This window comes from Janthinobacterium sp. YR213 (assembly GCF_900099875.1).
Classification (GTDB): domain Bacteria; phylum Pseudomonadota; class Gammaproteobacteria; order Burkholderiales; family Burkholderiaceae_D; genus Janthinobacterium; species Janthinobacterium lividum.
This window is the reverse complement of record NZ_FNDA01000002.1, coordinates 475405-492122: the sequence shown is the minus strand read 5'-3', so window position 1 is coordinate 492122 and position 16718 is coordinate 475405. Positions and strand designations below refer to the sequence as shown.

The following is a 16718-nucleotide window of genomic DNA, read 5'->3' as shown; positions in this document are numbered from 1 at the left end:
GGCGTTCCGCGCCGTGTGAGTGCCCCGCCGCATCACTGCGAGCGGGGCATTTTTTTGGGGTCAGACCCTGTCGGGTCTGACCCCAGCCGTTGCGGTGGGTTTAAAAACGCATAAAACCCGGCACATACCGAGATCAGACGAGGACGGTCCCACAGGGTCAGACCTAAAACCATCACCCTGCCGGCTTGAACTCCCACTGCCGCCACGCGGCCCGCACGGCATTCGGATACTCGGGCCGGCCCCGGCTGCCGTTGTAGCGCCCCAGCGCCAAGTATAGATCGCCCTTTTCCATGTCCAGGTACATGCGCAGGATCGCGCAGCCGTAGCGCAGATTCGTCTGCATGTGGAACAGCTTGCTACGGTCGCTGTCGCCGATGACGCCCGTCCAGAACGGCATCACCTGCATGTAGCCGCGCGCGCCGGCCAGCGAGACGGCGTATTTGCGGTAAGCCGACTCGACCTGGATCAGGCCCAGCACCAGGGCCGGTTCCAGGCCCGCGCGGCGCGCTTCATACCAGACGGTTTCCAGGAATTCCGTGCGCAGCTGCGCATCCGGCAGCTTGCGCTGCAGACGTTGCGACATCTGCGCCAGCCATTGCTGGTAGCGCTGCAAGTCGGCGGGAGTGGCAAATTTGGGTTGCGGCGGGCGCTCGTCGCGGATCGCGTGCGACAGGGCCAGGCGGACGGAGTCGGCCAGCGCCTCCTCCTTCTGGTTGCCGGCCTGCGCAAAGGGAGCGCAGGCCAGGCCAGCGGCCAGCGCGAGCGCGCCAGCCGTTTTACTTAGCGATAAGCGCTTCACTGCGCCATTTTGCCCTGGATGAAGGCGACGATCTCGTCCGGCGCCACGCCGGTGGCTTCCGCATCGCGGCGGCCCTGGTATTCCAGCTTGCCTTCTTTCAGGCCCCGTTCACCGATGACGATGCGGTGCGGCACGCCAATCAGCTCCCAGTCAGCGAACATGGCGCCAGGGCGCAAGCCGCGGTCGTCGACGATGACGTCCACGCCGGCGCCTTGCAGGGCCGCGTACAGCTTCTCCGTCTCTTCCTTGACCAGTTCGCTGCGGTCCATGCCCATCGGGCACAGCACGACTTCAAACGGTGCGATCGACGCTGGCCAGATGATGCCCTTGTCGTCGAAGTTCTGTTCGATGGCGGCGCCCAGGATGCGCGTCACGCCGATGCCGTAGCAGCCCATCTGCAGCGGCGCAGGCTTGCCGTTTTCGTCGAGGAAGGTGGCTTTCATGCTTTCCGAGTACGCCGTGCCCAGCTGGAACACGTGGCCCACTTCGATGCCGCGCTCGATGGCGAGCGTGCCCTGGCCGTCCGGCGACGCGTCGCCGGCGACGACATTGCGCAAATCGGCCACGATGGCTGGCTCGGCCACGTCACGGCCCCAGTTGGCGCCCGTGTAGTGGAAACCGGCGTCATTCGCGCCGCAAACGAAGTCGCTCATGTGGGCGACCGTGCGGTCCGCCACGACGGTGACGGGGGCGCGGGTGGCAATCGGGCCCAGGTAGCCAGGAATGGTGCCGTAGACTTCCAGGATTTCCGCTTCCGTCGAGAAACGATGACCGGCCAGGCCGGCAACCTTGCCCACCTTGATCTCGTTCAATTCATGGTCGCCGCGCAGCAGCAGCATGAAGTGCTGTTTCGTGACTTTTTCATCCTTGCCAACGGTTTCCACCGTCAAGGCGATGGTTTTCACGGTTTGCGCCAGGTCGATACCGAGCAGGGCCGCCACGGTTTCGCACTTGACGGTGTCAGGCGTGGCCGTTTTCGTCAACGCCTGGGCCGCGGCTGGGCGCTCGCCCGCTGGTGGCAGCGCTTCGGCCGCTTCCATGTTGGCGGCGTAGTCGGACGTCGGGCAGTACACGAGCGCGTCTTCACCCGTGTGGGCGATGACGTGGAATTCATGCGAACCGGAACCGCCGATGGCGCCGTTGTCGGCGGCCACGGCGCGGAATTGCAGGCCGAAACGCGTGAAGATGCGCGTGTAGGCGTCAAACATGACCTTGTACGACGCCTGCATGCCAGCCAGGTCGCGGTCGAACGAGTACGCGTCCTTCATGGTGAATTCACGGCCGCGCATCAGGCCGAAACGTGGGCGGCGCTCGTCGCGGAACTTGGTCTGGATGTGATAAAAGTTCAACGGCAACTGGCGGTAGGACTTGATTTCCGTGCGCACGACGTCGGTGATGACTTCTTCCGATGTCGGCTGGATCGCGTATTCGCGGCCGTGGCGGTCTTTCACGCGCATCAGTTCGTCGCCCATCTTGGTCCAGCGGCCCGTCTCTTGCCACAGTTCGGCTGGCTGCACGAGCGGCATCAGCAGTTCGATGCCGGCGGCTTTGTTCATCTCGTCACGGATGATGGCTTCCACCTTGCGGATCACGCGCAAGCCCATCGGCATGTAGGTATAGATGCCGGAACCGAGGCGTTTGATCATGCCTGCACGCATCATCAACTGGTGGCTGACGATTTCCGCGTCAGAAGGTGCATCTTTAAGTGTGGAAATAAAAAAACGGGAGGCGCGCATAACGGTGAATTCTTTTTAAAAAGAGAGGGTTATAATCAACCTAATTTTAAAGGATTAGCTGGCTGATGCGTCCATACTTTACACAAATGCGCTCAATTGGTGCGATTCCGGCGCTTTTCGCACCCCGAAAAGGTCACCGGCTTGCGAAGTTGTGGGTAATTATGTAAAAAAAGACGCACTGTCGCAGAAAGTTTGAGGTGCATTATGCTCGACCGTGAAGGGTTTCGGCCCAACGTCGGCATCATCCTGCTAAACGCCCAGAACGAGGTGTGGTGGGGCAAGCGGGTGCGCGAGCACTCATGGCAGTTTCCGCAAGGCGGTATCAAATATGGCGAAACACCGGAACAAGCCATGTTTCGCGAACTTGAAGAGGAAATCGGACTCAGACAGGAACACGTCAAAATTGTCGGCCGCACCCGCGACTGGCTGCGCTATGAGGTGCCAGACCACTTCATCAAGCGCGAGATTCGTGGCCATTACCGTGGCCAGAAGCAGATTTGGTTTCTGCTGAGAATGTGCGCGCGCGATAACGACGTCAATCTGCGCCTGACCGACCATCCCGAGTTCGACGCCTGGCGCTGGCATGAATACTGGGTCCCGCTCGATGTCGTCATTGAATTTAAACGCGATGTCTACCAGCGTGCCTTGCAGGAGCTGTCCCGCTTCCTGACCTGGCCCGTGCATGGCAACGCACAGCAAGCGCACCGCCACACGTCGCGCTACCTGCGCCAGCCCCATGCGCCACGGGCACAGGATGGTACGGCACTGGCCAAGCCTTGCGACGGCATTGCCGCCGAAGGGTGTACGCCGGAGCTGATTTTGCCAGGCAAGGAGTAGTCCGCCGCACCATGAACGCACTCTCCCACGCAAAAGGGGCAGCCTGAACAGGCTGCCCCTTTTTTCATGCCGGCAGGAAACTCCCCTGCCGGTCAGGCCGACTTAGTTTGCTGCCGGCGCTGGCGCAGCGGCGGGAACGTCCAGGGTAATCGCTTTGAGACCCAGGATATTGCTGCTGTAGTGGCGGATATTGTTGGCCAGGGCCGGATCATTGTTCAGCTTTTGACCGTACGACGGCACCATTTCCACCATCTTCGCTTGCCATTCCGGCGTAGCCAGGCGGCTCTTGAATGCCGTTTGCAGCACCTTGATCATGATCGGCGGCGCGGTCGAGGCGCCTGGCGATGCACCCAGCAGGGCAACGATGCTGCCATCGGCGGCGCCGACGACTTCCGTGCCGAACTGCAGCAAGCCGCCTTTGACAGGGTCATCCTTGACGATCTGCACGCGCTGGCCCGCGTTTTGCAGGGTCCAGTCTTCCATCTTGGCATTCGGCAAGTACTCGCGCAGGGTTTTCAAACGGTCTTCCGGCGTGTTCATGACCTGTTCGACCAGGTATTTCGTCAGCGGAATATTGTCATAGCCGGCTTGCAGCATGGGTTTCACATTGCCCGTGCCGATCGAGGCAGGCAAATCGATCCACGAACCGTTTTTCAGGAACTTGGTCGAGAAGGTGGCAAACGGGCCAAACAGCAGGGCTTTCTTGCCATCGATGATACGCGTATCGAGATGCGGCACGGACATCGGCGGCGAACCGACGGATGCCTTGCCGTAGACCTTGGCAGCATGCGCCGCCACCAGTTCCGGATTGGTCGTCACGAGCCACTGGCCGCCGACCGGCACGCCGCCGTAGCCCTTGGCTTCAGGAATACCCGATTTTTCCAGCAGAGGCAGCGAACCGCCACCGGCGCCGATGAAGACGAACTTGGCGCGCATGGTCTTTTCCTTGCCGGCGTTCAAGTCTTTCACCGTCACATTCCATACGCCATCAGCGCCGCGCTGGATGTCTTCCACCTGGTGGCGCAGGTGCAGGACCATGCCGTGGCTGTCCGTCAGGTACTTCACGAGGCCGCGCGTGAGATTGCCGAAATTGACGTCGGTACCGATTTCCATGCGCGTCGCGGCCACTTTCTGGCCCTTGTCCCGCCCTTGCATGACCAGCGGTGCCCACTGTTCGATCTGCGCCTGGTCTTCCGAGAACAGCATGCCCTTGAACAGGTTTTCCTTTTGCAGCGCGGCATAGCGCTTCTTCAAGAAGGCAATATTGTCGTCGCCCCAGACAAAGGCCATGTGCGGCACGTTGTTGATGAAGGTTTGCGGCGCGCCCAGGTGCTTGTTGGCTACCTGATAAGCCCAGAATTGCTTGGAAATTTCGAATTGCTCATTGATGGCAACGGCTTTCTTGGTCTCGATGCTGCCATCGGCCGCTTCCGGCGTGTAGTTCAGTTCAGCAAATGCCGAGTGGCCCGTGCCCGCGTTGTTCATCGCATCCGAGCTTTCGGCGGCCACGGAATCGAGGCGCTCGACCATTTCCATCGTCAGCGACGGATCGAGTTCCTTGAGCATGCTGCCCAGGGTGGCGCTCATGGTGCCGGCGCCGATCAGCAGCACGTCGACCGGTTTTTCGGACGAGGCCGGAGGGGTCTTGTCACATGCCGCCAGGATCAGGCACGACATCAAAAGTAATAGCGATTTACGCATGGGTAACTCCGTTATGAATACTGAGGGTTGGTTCTTCCAGGCCACCCGGGCGGCAAGCGCAAGATCATCGGAAAATGGCTATCCCTCCAGCGCAAGAACGGCCGGATCAAGGGGTAACGATGGTGATGACGCATGCATGCCGCCGCCGCGCCGCAGCTTGCGGCAGCGATGGAGTGGCGATGGTGCGGACAAGGAAACACGGCGCCGCTGCTGTTTTGGCCCTCGCGCGGGGCCAAGCTCACAACACGGCGATTGTCTATAGCAAATATCAAGAACAGCGATTTTATCACCGTTATTTGCCCTTGCCGGGCCGCCAGGATCGTGGATAACACTTACTGTGGAGTATTAATTTGGCAGTAACCAGGCGTCAAAAAGCCAGTTGGCGCAGGAATGCACGGAGCAAGAAACGGATGGCGAGCCCCCATCCATCATGGTCTGATAACGCTTTGACCACACCGGAGCCTAACCATGTCTTTTCGTATCCGCGGCCTGTCGCCCGCCCCTTTCCTGGCCTGTTTCGGCCTGCCCGACGCCGAACTGGCCGCGCTGGGCATTATCCGCCATGTGGTCGACAGCCAACCCGGTTACCCGGACCGCATCGAACTGCGCGACGCGGCGATCGGCGCCACGGTGCTGCTGCTGAACCATGTCTGCCAGGATGCGGACACGCCCTACCGCGCCTCGCACGCCATCTTTATCCGCGAGGGCGCCACGCAAGCCTATGACGCCATCGACCAGGTGCCGGAATCGATGCGCATCCGGCTGCTGTCGCTGCGCGGCTATACGGAAGGTGGGATGATGGTCGATGCCGATGTGGTGGAAGGCACGGCCATTGAAACCGTGATCGCGCGGCTGTTTGAGAACCCGGCTGTCAGCTATATCCACGTGCACAATGCCAAACGTGGTTGTTATGCGGCCAGGATCGTCCGGGCCTGAGAACTTATTACGGCTACGCGGTACAATGCCGGCTGCCCTTTAGCCATAGTCCTTCAGCCATGTTCAACCCTTCTTCCGACGATGTTCGCCGTTTCTTTTGTGAAACATTGCGCAAGCATCGCGCCCATGAAATCCTCACGCCGATGGAAGCCATCGCGCTCGACTGGATCCTGGAACACCCCGAGTATGAAAGCGAGCTCTCCGACGTCGAGGCGGCGCTGGCGCGCGATTACTCCGTCGAAGGCGGGCAAGCCAATCCCTTCCTGCACCTGTCCATGCATCTGTCGATCACGGAGCAGGTGCAGGTGGACCAGCCGCGCGGCATCCGCCCGGCCGTCCAGCAGCTCACCCAGCGCCTCGATTCGGCCCATGCCGCCCAGCACGAAGTGATGGAATGCCTGGGCCAGATGATCTGGGCTTCGCAACGTTCGGGCTTGCCGCCGGACACGAACGCCTACATCGACTGCGTCCGCCGCCGGTAGGAACACCTGTCAAAACCTGCTGCGCGTCGCGCTTTGCGGCCTGCGATGCTCACCGGCTCGGCGCCCCCGTACTAAAGTACGGCTGCGCTTCTTAGCCACAAATCGCTGCCGCTCGCTACGGTTTTCCCAGGTGTTGTGCCAGTACTACCTCACATCGGTTTTGCCGCCTGCTTCATGCGCTGAGGCAAGGCCTGTGCAGGCCCTCTTCCCAGCAATCCCAGTACCACCTGCAGCGCCATGGCGATGGCGCCGACGATGAATACCACGTCGCCGAAGGTGCGTATCCAGCGCAGGTTCTGCAACAGCGGCTGCTGCATGAATTCCTCGCTGCGCGCATACCACAGGCCCTCCGTCACGCTGGCGTGGAACTGGATGATGCCAATCGGCAGCAAGCTGGTAAAGATCATCAGCACCAGGCCCGCGTTCAAGCCCCAGAACGCCGTCTTCATCAACGCAGGGCTGAAACGGTAGTCGGGCCGCAAATAGCGCAGCACCAGCAAGGTAAAGCCCAGCGCCAGGAAGCCATACACGCCGAACAGTGCCGCATGCGCATGCACGGGAGTCGTGTTCAGGCCCTGGATATAGTACAAGGCCACGGGCGGATTGATCATGAATCCCAGCACGCCCGCGCCCAGCATGTTCCAGAAGGCGACGGCGACAAAGCACATCATGGGCCAGCGCAGGTTTTCCATCCATGGCGCGCGTTCCTTCAGGCGCCAGTTTTCCCACGCTTCATGGCCCAGCACGATCAGCGGCACTACTTCCAGCGCGCTGAAGCTTGCGCCGATGGCCATCACGGGCGTGGTGGTGCCGGCAAAGTACAGGTGGTGGAAGGTGCCGGGTATCCCGCCCAGCATGAACAGCGAGGCCGACGCCAGGCTGGCCGTCGTGGCCATGCGCACCGACACCAGGCCCAGGGTCGAGAAGATGAAGGCCAGCGCCGTCGTGGCGAACACTTCGAAGAAGCCTTCCACCCACAGGTGCACCACCCACCAGCGCCAGTATTCCATCACCGACAGATGCGTGCGTTCGCCGTAGAACAGGCCGGCACCATAGAACAGGCCGATGGCGCCGACGGACGCGGTCAGGAGCGCAAGCAGGTTCTTGTCGCCGCCCGGCTTGCGCAGGGCCGGCACCACGCCGCGCAGCATCAACACCAGCCACAGCAGGATGCCGATATATTTGCCGATTTGCCACAAACGTCCCAGGTCCACATATTCATAACCTTGATGGCCGAGCCAGAAATTCCACTCGGGCGGCATCACTTGCGCAATGGCCAGGTAGTTGCCGATGAAGGAGCCGACCACCACGGCGACGAGGGCCCAGAACAGCACATCGACGCCCAGGCGCTGCCACTTGGGATCCTTGCCGCCATTGATCAGGGGCGCGAGGAACAGGCCGGCAGCCAGGAAGCCCGTGGCGATCCAGAACAGCGCGGCCTGGATATGCCAGGTGCGCGTGAGCGCATACGGGAACCAGCGCGACACGTCGATGCCGTAGAACTGTTGCCCTTCCACCGTGTAATGCGCCGTAAAGCCGCCGATGAAGACCTGGAAGGTGAACAGCGCCACCACCAGGAACAGATATTTTCCCAGTCCCCGCTGCGAAGGCGTCAGGGCGAACGTGGTGAGCGGATCGCGCGGACCGGCGGCCGGCAGCGCTTCGTCGTGGTCGCGCAAGAAGGCCCAGCCCCAGACGAGGAAGCCCACGCCGGCCAGCAGCACCACCACGCTGGCGACCGACCAGACGAGGTTTTCGCCGCTGGGCTGGTTGCCGATCAACGGTTCATGCGGCCAGTTGTTCGTATAGGTCACTTTCTGGCCAGGACGTTCGGTGGCGGCGGCCCACGCCGTCCAGAAGAAGAACTGCGTCATCTGCGCGCGCCGCTCGGCACTGGGCAAGGTGTTTTCCTTCATGGCGAAATGCTCGCGGCTTTTTTGCAGCGCCGGCGCGTCGGAGAACAGCTGATCGTAATAGTGCGCCGTGTTGGCGATGGCTTGCACGCGGCGCGGCGACAGGCGCAGCACTTGCGCATCATCGGTACGGTTGCCGCGGTATTCGATCTTGAGCGCTTCGCGCAGCGCCGCCTGCGCGGGGCCGTCAAGCGCCGCGTACGCCTTGCCATGCAGCTCTTGCGCGGCCAATTCCAGCCAGGCCGTCAGTTCGCGGTGCAGCCAGTCGGCCGTCCAGTCGGGCGCCTGGTAGGCGCCGTGGCCCCAGATGGAGCCCAGCTGCATGCCGCCGACGGATTGCCAGGCCGTCTGGCCATCGAGGATGCCCTCGCGGTCGAACAGTTGCCGGCCATCCTGCGCCAGCACCTGCGCGGGGATCGGCGGCGCCTGCCGGTAGACTTCCGTGCCGTAGTAGCCGAGCAGCGAAAACGTCACGATCAGCACACCGATCAGGGTGAACCAGAGTTTTTTGTAGGGACCCATGGGTCTTTCCTTTGTCAGTGCACCACGGCCGGCGCAAAGCGCTCGAACAGGATATTGTTTTCAGTGTGGATGTGCGCCATCAGGTCTGCACGGAAGGTGCGCAAGCCCGTGTACAGCGCGCGCCAGGTGGTGCAGGCGCCGGCCGGCGCGGTGATATCGTTCGTCATCGCCTCCATGGCGCGCAAGGCCACGCCATGATCGTCGTGCTCCATGCGCATCACGTTGATGGGCGCGCCGGCCCGGGGCCCCTGGCCGCGCACGATCATCGGGAACAGCACGTCTTCTTCCTTGCGCATATGGCTTTCCAGCTCCTGCGCCATGGCCGACAGGTGTTCCGCCAGCCCGTGCGGACAGTCGGCGCGCTCGCCATGCACCTGCTCGACCTTGCGTGCCAGGCGTATCAGCTCGGGCAGCTGCTCGCGGTGCACGGCGTGGTAGCGCGCCAGGATGTGTTCCACCAGCTCGGTGGCCGAGGCTTCCTGCCAGTCACGCTCGCCGCTGGTATCTGCGCGCCCTGCCAGCAGCCGCAGTTCCTCGACGATGGGCGCCGTGTCCACGCCGGCCGCTTCGGCCGCTGCGCGCAGGGTCTTGTTGCCGCCGCAGCAGAAATCCAGGCGGTGCGCATCGAACAGGCGCGTGGCGCCAGGGATGCGGCGAGCCAGTTGGCCCAGGGATAGCTCGATCATTTCCATAACAGTTCCTTGATGATGAATAGGGTTTATTGGCGGGCGCCCGCGTGGTAGACGCCGGGCACGGGTTCGCCAGTCACTTCCAGCACGCCCACGGCGCCCTTGCCGGCGCGCGACAAGGCATGGTCGACCAGCAGATAGCTGCCCGGATGCTGTACCTTGAGTTCGACGATGGTCGCGCCGCCCGGTGCCACCAGGGTGGTTTGCACGTCGTGTTTCGGGCTGCTGATCGAGCCTTCGCTATACACCTTGTCGAATATCTCGCCGATGATGTGGAACGATGAAATCTTGTTCGGGCCACCGACGCCGAAATAGATGCGCACCGTCTCGCCGACTTTCGCCTGCAATTTGTGCGTCTTGCTCAAGGCGCCCACTTCGCCGTTGAAGACGTAGTAGTCGGGCAGTTCATTGGCCATTTTTTCCAGGTTCGGTTCCTGGTGCACGGGCGCGCCATGCGGACGGCCCGTGTACATCTCGCCTTGCATCACGTAATACTCGCGGTCGACTTTTGACAGGCCGCCTTCCGGTTCGACCAGGATCATGCCGTACATGCCGGCCGCGATATGCTGCGGCACCAGGGGCGTGGCGCAGTGATACACGTACAGGCCCGGATTGAGCGCCTTGAAGGTGACCGTTTTTTCCTGCCCCGGCGCCACCTGCGTGTGCTGTCCGCCGCCATGGCCGCCCGTCACTGCGTGCAGGTCGATCGAGTGAATCATCTTGCTGTCCTTGGCATTGAACAGGGTCAGTTCCACCGTGTCGCCCACCTTCGCACGCAGCATCGGGCCGGGCACTTGCCGGTTGAAGGTCCAGTACGTAAAACTGGTGCCGTCATCGAGATTGCCCGGCAGTTCCACCGTCTCCATGCGGTATTTCAGGGTTTGCGGCGCGCGCGCCCCGATGGCGGCCGGCACGGAGGCCGGATTGGCGGCCACGCTGACGGCCGATGGATCGGGACCGCGCATCGGCGACGGTGCGGGCGTGTACAGGGCCAGCGCGGCGGCCTGGCTCGATTCGCTGGCAGCGCTGCCGGCACCAGCAGCCTTCGGTGCCCCGGCTTCAGCCAGCGAGATGCCGCTCACTTCCAGCTTGCCTTCCATGCCGATCTGGCGGTGGCCAGGAATCGAGCAGTAATAGGTGAACGTGCCGGCGCGCGTGACCTTGAAGCGCACGGTGGTGCTGCCGCTATTGGCGCTGAACTTGGCCGAGGCCACGTTGAGCTCCGGGATCAGCAGGTCGTGCTCGGCGCCTTCGCCGCTTTTCAGCACGAGTTCGACCGTGTCGCCCACCTTGGCCGCCAGCACGGGATTGACCTGGCCCTTGGCATTGATGAACACCATCTTGCCATCGACGATATTGGTTTGCAGTTCATAGCGCTTGAGCGTGGCGGCGGCGGGTTTGGCCGCAGTGGCGGCAGCGCTGGCCGGCAGGCTCGCCTGGGCTTGCACGGACAGGGGCATGGCCAGTACGCAGACGGCGGCGGCAATGGCGCGGAGAGAGGGAGTCGTTTTCATCAAGCTTTCCTTGGTCTTGTATGCCGGTTCGGCCCCCTTACCTAGGCAAACGACGTGCCAGGAAAAACTTGTTTTAAATCAACGATTTGAAAATTGCAGGGTCGGTATGACCCTTTTAAAGCATGGTCCGTTGTACCCTGCATGGTACTTATGACCACCACTGCCATCCACCTGCTGCTGCTCACCGACCTGGTCGCCGACCTGCCCGTGGCCGTGCGCCTGCAGCGCCTGGTCGGCAGCCTGCGCGCCCACTTCGGCTGCGAGGCCGTGGCCTTGCTCAAGCTCGATGGCGAGCATTTGCGCCCCGTGGCGATGGCCGGCCTGGCCAGCGACGCGCTGGGACGCCGCTTCGCCGTCGCCGACCATCCGCGCCTGGCCGCCATCCTGCAGCGGCGCGGCGTGCTGTGCTTCCATCACGACAGTTCCCTGCCCGATCCCTACGATGGCCTGATCGCCGAGCGGGCCGGCGAGCCGCTGCCCGTGCACGACTGCATGGGCATGGCGCTGGATCTGGAAGGCGAACGCTGGGGCGTGATCACGCTCGACGCGCTGCAGGTAGGCACTTTCGATACGCAGGCGCAGCGCGACCTGGGCGAGCTGGCCTGCGCCATCGAGGCGGCAGTCCGCGTCACGCGCCTGGAGGCGGAAATCCGCGCCCTGCGCCTGTCGGGCGGCGCCATGCTGGCCGATGCGCAAGCGCCGCGCGAGGAACACGATTTCGTCGGCCAGAGCAGCGCCATCACGCACTTGCTGCACGAATTGCAGGTGGTCGCCGATTCCGAACTGCCCGTGCTGCTGCTGGGTGAAACGGGCGTAGGCAAGGAACTGTGCGCGCACCGCCTGCACCGGCTGTCGCGCCGCGCCGGCAAGCCCCTGATCCACGTCAATTGCGCGGCCTTGCCCGAGTCCCTGGCCGAGAGCGAATTGTTCGGCCATGTACGCGGTGCGTTTTCCGGCGCCGTCAGCGACCGGCCCGGGCGTTTCGAGGCGGCCGAAGGGGGCACCCTGTTTCTCGATGAAGTGGGGGAATTGCCGCTGTCGATACAGGCCAAGCTGCTGCGCACCTTGCAAAATGGCGAAATCCAGCGCCTGGGCGCGGACCGGCCGCGCAGGGTCAACGTGCGCGTGATTGCCGCCACCAACCGCAGCCTGCGCGAGCATGTGCGCGACGGTTCGTTCCGCGCCGACCTGTACCACCGTTTATCCGTGTATCCCGTGCCGATTCCGCCGCTGCGCGAGCGGGGCAATGACGTGCTGCTGCTGGCCGGTGGTTTCCTGGAACTGAACCGCGCGCGGCTGGGCTTGCGCAGCCTGCGCCTGTCCGCCGCGGCGGAAAACGCCTTGTGCCATTACCGCTGGCCGGGCAATGTGCGCGAACTGGAACATGTGATCAGCCGGGCCGCGCTGAAAGCCGTGATCCGCGGCGCGGACCGCAAGGACATCGTGACCCTGGAAACGGATATGCTCGACCTCGATGCGCTGGAAGCGCCGGCCGGCGCGGACGCGCCGCCATTGGCGCCAGCCGCGTGCGGCACGCCAGCGGCGCCGCTGCTGTCCATGCATCAGATCGTGGAAGCGAGCCAGCGCCAGGCCATCCGGCAAGCGCTGGTCCTGCATCAGGATAACTGGGCCGCTGCCGCGCGCCAGCTGGGGCTGGACGCCAGCAATTTACATAAACTTGCGCGCCGGGTCGGCTTGAAAGCCTGAGCAGGGTTAAAACTCAGCGGTGAGTGACCAGGGTGCTCGGCAGGCTGTGGAAGTAGGCGGCCAGGTCCTTGATGTCCTGGTTGCTCAGCGGTTTTACCTGGCCCGTCATGATGGCGTTGTTGCGGCCGTTGGGCTTGTCGCCCCGCTTATACGCCGTCAGGGCATGTTCCAGGTAGTCCTTGTGCTGGCCCGCCAGTTTCGGATAGGACGGATCGATGGGTGAACCGTAATCCTTGCCGTGGCAAGTGGCGCAGCTGTATTTTTCAGCCAGGGCCTTGCCCGTGTTGATATTGCCGGCGGCGCTGGCGCCGAACGAGACGGTGGCGCAAACGAGGGCGGCGAGTAGTTTTTTCATCTGGCTGGTCCTCAGTTCGTCTTGGCTTGTTGCGCATAATACGCGGCGACATCAGCGATATCCTGGTCCGACAGGCTGCTGGCGATGCCCTTCATGCTGGGGTGCTTGCGGTCGCCCTTCTTGTAGGCTTGCAGCGCATTCTCGATATATTTTGCCGGCTGGCCGCCGATCATCGGCACCTGGAATACTTCAGGGAAGGTTGCCTTGTAACCGGGAATGCCGTGGCAGCCGATACACATTTCCACCTTGGCAGGGGCTGCCTTGGCGTTTCCTACAATGTCAGCCGCTGTGACGGCATTTGCTATGCCGGCAAGCACGAGAAGTGCAAATATTTTTTTCATAGTGGCAATGTGAACAAAGGTAATCGGAGAAACGCCAGAGCTGGTTTTTATTGATTTTATGTATTGACAATTAAGGTTGACAATTAATCTGCTGCTTGCCGATTCTAGCCAAGATATTCTTGCAAGTCCACCTATAAAACCCGCATTGTAGGCAGGCAGGCACAGGCCGTCCGCGTGGCAGTGCGCCACAGTTCTGTTTATACTCACCATTTCCCTACTTTGGCAGACCGCTCATGCAAGCACAGCACACCCAGCAAGGCCAACGCTTCGAAGGTTCCGACAGCTATGTCGCCACCGCCGACCTGAAACTGGCCGTGAATGCGGCGCTGACCCTGCAACGCCCGCTGCTGATCAAGGGCGAACCGGGCACGGGCAAGACCATGCTGGCCGAGGAAGTGGCCGCCGCGCTGAACATGCCGCTGATGCAATGGCATATCAAATCGACCACCAAGGCGCAGCAGGGCCTGTACGAATACGACGCCGTCTCGCGCCTGCGCGATTCGCAGCTGGGCGACGAGCGCGTGCGCGACATCCAGAACTACATCGTCAAGGGCGTGCTGTGGCAGGCGTTCACGGCGCCCGAGCCGGTGGTGCTGCTGATCGATGAGATCGACAAGGCCGACATCGAATTCCCGAACGACCTGCTGCGCGAACTGGACCGCATGGAATTCTATGTGTATGAGACGCGCGAAATGGTCACGGCGCGCCACCGTCCGCTCGTCATCATCACCTCGAACAACGAGAAGGAATTGCCGGACGCCTTCCTGCGCCGCTGCTTCTTCCATTACATCAAATTCCCGGACAAGGACACGATGGAGCAGATCGTCGCCGTCCACTACCCGCACCTGAAACAGGAATTGCTGGCGCAGGCGCTGCAAACCTTCTATGAAGTGCGCGACGTGCCGGGCCTGAAGAAAAAACCGTCGACATCGGAATTCCTCGACTGGCTCAAGCTCCTGCTGGCCGAAGACATTCCCTTTGACGCGCTGCGCAGCAAGGACAACAAGACAGTCATGCCGCCGCTGCACGGCGCGCTGCTGAAAAACGAGCAGGATGTGCACCTGTTCGAGCGCCTGATGTTCATGTCGCGCACCAACCGCTAAGGAGCGCCGGTGAACGACATCAGCCCGGACCAAGTCTTCGTCCCCCTGGAACTGCACGGCATCCGCCTCGAAGCGCTGGCGCCGCACCATGCGCCTGGCCTGCGCGCGGCGGCCACGGACGGCGAGCTGTGGAACCTGCGCGTCACCTCCGTGCCCGAGCCGGACCAGGTGGACCAGTACATTTTCAAGGGCATCGAGATGCGCCCTTCGCGCTTCGCCTTTGCCGTCATCGACGTGGCCAGCGGCGAGGTGCTCGGCACCACCAGCTACCACGACGTGGTGCCGGCCATCGGGCGCCTGGAAATCGGCTACACCTGGTATGCCAAGCGCTGCCAACGCAGCCACGTCAACACCACCTGCAAATTGCTGCTGCTGGCGCACGCCTTCGACACGCTCGGCTGCGCGCTGGTGGGCCTGCGCACCGATAATTTCAACCATGCCTCGCAGGCGGCCATCGAGCGCCTGGGCGCGAAAAAGGACGGCGTGCTGCGCCACCATGCGCTGCGCCGCGACGGCACCGTGCGCGATACCGTCATGTACAGCATCACGCGCGGCGAGTGGCCCGAGATTGCCGCCCATTTGCGCTACAAGCTGGCGCAGCGCCCCATCGCCGCGCTGCCCCGCGCGGGAGAGCCTGCGCCATGCTGATCGATTTCTTCTTCACGCTCAAGGATGCGAAGATTCCCGTCTCGATCAAGGAATTCTTGACCCTGCTCGAAGCGCTGCAAAAGAACGTCATCGACGCTTCGATGGACGATTTTTACTATCTGGCGCGCCTGACCCTGGTCAAGGATGAAGCCCATTTCGACAAGTTCGACCGCGCGTTTGCCCAGTACTTCAAGGGGGTCAACGCGGCCTTCGACACGAACGCGGCGATTCCCCTCGACTGGCTGCTCAAACGCATGCAGCGCGAGCTGTCCGAGGAGCAGAAGGCGCAGCTGGAGAAATTCGGCTACGACAAGCTGATGGACCGCCTGAACGAGCTGCTGAAGGAACAGAAGGAGCGCCACGAGGGCGGCAGCAAATGGATCGGCACGGGCGGCACGTCGCCATTCGGCAATGGCGGCACGAACCCGGAAGGCATCCGCATCGGCGGCAAGGGCGGCAACCGCACGGCCGTGAAAGTGTGGGAAGCGCGCAGCTACAAGGATTACGACGGCGAGCGCGAACTGGGCACGCGCAACATCAAGGTGGCCCTGCGCCGCCTGCGCAAATTCGCGCGCGAAGGCGCGGAAGATGAACTGGCGCTGGACGCCACCATCGCCGCCACGGCCAATAACGCGGGCTATCTCGACATCAGGATGCGGCCCGAACGCAAGAACCGCATCAAGGTGCTGATGCTGCTCGATGTTGGCGGCAGCATGGACGACCATATCGAGCGCACCGAGGAACTGTTTTCGGCGGCGAAGACGGAATTCAAGAACATGGAGTTCTTTTACTTCCATAACTGCGTCTACGACTACCTGTGGAAGAACAACCGGCGCCGCAACGCCGAGCGTTTTCCCACCTGGGACGTGCTGCGCAAATACCCGCCCGACACCAAGCTGATTTTCGTCGGCGACGCCACCATGAGCCCCTATGAAATCCTGCAACCGGGCGGCAGCGTCGAATACAACAACGAGGAAGCGGGATCGACGTGGCTGGCCCGCTTTACCCAGGCGTTCCCGAAATTCATCTGGCTCAATCCCGAATCGGAGGGATTATGGCAGTACCGCCAGTCGATCGGCGTGATGCGGCAACTGATGAACAACCGCATGTTCCCCCTGTCGATCGACGGGCTGGAACGGGGCATGCGTCTGCTCAGTAAATAAAGGCACGCAACAAAAAGTCCATGGCGGCAGGGGGCCGCCATGCCGTACACTGCGACACGGCACTACTGTGCGGAGCATCTCCGCTGCGGGCGGGTACCATACGCTGATACCAGCCCTGCCCAACCTGCTGCATCCTGTGCGCGGCCGCCATGGCCGCGACACTGTTCGATTGCGCACATCGTGCGCGCCTTCTGCTCCGGTAGAATCGGCGCATCGCTCTGCGCAAACAATGCACCATCGCTGCACCACGACATTGCCGCGCCAGCCCCGTG

General features: G+C 62.4%; 15 protein-coding genes. 7 read left to right on the top strand and 8 right to left on the bottom strand.

The features are described 5' to 3' along the window. Nucleotides 1–172: 172 nt before the first annotated feature. Together BLT98_RS11365 and BLT98_RS11360 are read right to left on the bottom strand one after the other, a co-directional pair. Nucleotides 173–799, bottom strand: a complete 627-nt coding sequence (locus tag BLT98_RS11365) for a lytic transglycosylase domain-containing protein (RefSeq protein WP_070281573.1) — start codon at nt 797–799, stop codon at nt 173–175. After that, nucleotides 796–2535 (bottom strand): proline--tRNA ligase, encoded by a 1740-nt coding sequence (locus BLT98_RS11360; protein WP_092607771.1) that lies wholly within the window; start codon nt 2533–2535, stop codon nt 796–798. Before BLT98_RS11360 ends, BLT98_RS11365 begins: the two co-directional genes overlap by 4 nt. Before the next feature lie 204 nt (nt 2536–2739). On the opposite strand from BLT98_RS11360, the gene BLT98_RS11355 reads away from it, so the two are divergent. Further along, nucleotides 2740–3372: an RNA pyrophosphohydrolase gene (locus BLT98_RS11355; protein WP_034780273.1), complete on the top strand. Its 633-nt coding sequence runs from the start codon at nt 2740–2742 to the stop codon at nt 3370–3372. A 102-nt stretch (nt 3373–3474) separates the two neighbouring features. On the opposite strand, the gene mqo is transcribed toward BLT98_RS11355, so the two are convergent. Next, nucleotides 3475–5073, bottom strand: coding sequence for a malate dehydrogenase (quinone) (gene mqo, locus BLT98_RS11350; RefSeq protein WP_211614936.1), 1599 nt, complete (start codon nt 5071–5073; stop codon nt 3475–3477). 468 nt (nt 5074–5541) lie between these two features. On the opposite strand from mqo, the gene BLT98_RS11345 reads away from it, so the two are divergent. Together BLT98_RS11345 and BLT98_RS11340 are read left to right on the top strand one after the other, a co-directional pair. Further along, nucleotides 5542–6009, top strand: a complete 468-nt coding sequence (locus tag BLT98_RS11345) for a DUF1203 domain-containing protein (RefSeq protein ID WP_092607765.1) — start codon at nt 5542–5544, stop codon at nt 6007–6009. Nucleotides 6010–6068: 59 nt separating this feature from the next. Then, nucleotides 6069–6491 (top strand): DUF1841 family protein, encoded by a 423-nt coding sequence (locus tag BLT98_RS11340; RefSeq protein ID WP_092607762.1) that lies wholly within the window; start codon nt 6069–6071, stop codon nt 6489–6491. A gap of 149 nt (nt 6492–6640) precedes the next feature. On the opposite strand, the gene BLT98_RS11335 is transcribed toward BLT98_RS11340, so the two are convergent. From BLT98_RS11335 to nirK, 3 genes are read right to left on the bottom strand one after another with little or no spacing between them, the layout of a single operon-like run. Then, nucleotides 6641–8926, bottom strand: coding sequence for a nitric-oxide reductase large subunit (locus BLT98_RS11335; protein ID WP_092607759.1), 2286 nt, complete (start codon nt 8924–8926; stop codon nt 6641–6643). 14 nt (nt 8927–8940) lie between these two features. Continuing rightward, complete coding sequence (gene ytfE, locus BLT98_RS11330) at nt 8941–9618, bottom strand: iron-sulfur cluster repair protein YtfE (RefSeq protein ID WP_092607756.1); 678 nt, start codon at nt 9616–9618, stop codon at nt 8941–8943. A gap of 26 nt (nt 9619–9644) precedes the next feature. Further along, the gene (gene nirK, locus BLT98_RS11325) at nt 9645–11129 is read right to left on the bottom strand and encodes a copper-containing nitrite reductase (RefSeq protein WP_092607753.1); all 1485 of its coding nucleotides are present in this window, start codon (nt 11127–11129) and stop codon (nt 9645–9647) included. A 150-nt stretch (nt 11130–11279) separates the two neighbouring features. Here nirK and norR point away from each other — a divergent pair, with 150 nt between their 5' ends. Beyond that, complete coding sequence (gene norR / locus BLT98_RS11320) at nt 11280–12836, top strand: nitric oxide reductase transcriptional regulator NorR (protein ID WP_092607750.1); 1557 nt, start codon at nt 11280–11282, stop codon at nt 12834–12836. 13 nt (nt 12837–12849) lie between these two features. On the opposite strand, the gene BLT98_RS11315 is transcribed toward norR, so the two are convergent. Both BLT98_RS11315 and BLT98_RS11310 read right to left on the bottom strand, forming a co-directional pair. Next, nucleotides 12850–13191 carry a c-type cytochrome gene (locus BLT98_RS11315; protein WP_034780283.1) on the bottom strand — a complete coding sequence of 114 codons (342 nt, stop codon included), beginning with the start codon at nt 13189–13191 and terminating at the stop codon, nt 12850–12852. Between the two features lie 11 nt (nt 13192–13202). Then, on the bottom strand, nt 13203–13532 hold the full coding sequence (locus BLT98_RS11310; RefSeq protein WP_034746524.1) for a c-type cytochrome: 330 nt from the start codon (nt 13530–13532) through the stop codon (nt 13203–13205). A 233-nt stretch (nt 13533–13765) separates the two neighbouring features. Between BLT98_RS11310 and BLT98_RS11305 the strand changes: the two genes are divergently transcribed. The 3 genes from BLT98_RS11305 to BLT98_RS11295 are packed head-to-tail and all read left to right on the top strand — an operon-like array spanning nt 13766 to nt 16446. After that, nucleotides 13766–14635 carry an AAA family ATPase gene (locus tag BLT98_RS11305; protein WP_092607747.1) on the top strand — a complete coding sequence of 290 codons (870 nt, stop codon included), beginning with the start codon at nt 13766–13768 and terminating at the stop codon, nt 14633–14635. A gap of 9 nt (nt 14636–14644) precedes the next feature. Next, nucleotides 14645–15283 carry a GNAT family N-acetyltransferase gene (locus BLT98_RS11300; protein WP_092607744.1) on the top strand — a complete coding sequence of 213 codons (639 nt, stop codon included), beginning with the start codon at nt 14645–14647 and terminating at the stop codon, nt 15281–15283. Continuing rightward, entirely contained in the window at nt 15277–16446 is a 1170-nt protein-coding gene (locus BLT98_RS11295; protein ID WP_070256030.1) for a vWA domain-containing protein, read from the top strand. The genes BLT98_RS11300 and BLT98_RS11295 overlap by 7 nt, the downstream gene beginning before the upstream one ends. Nucleotides 16447–16718 lie beyond the last annotated feature (272 nt).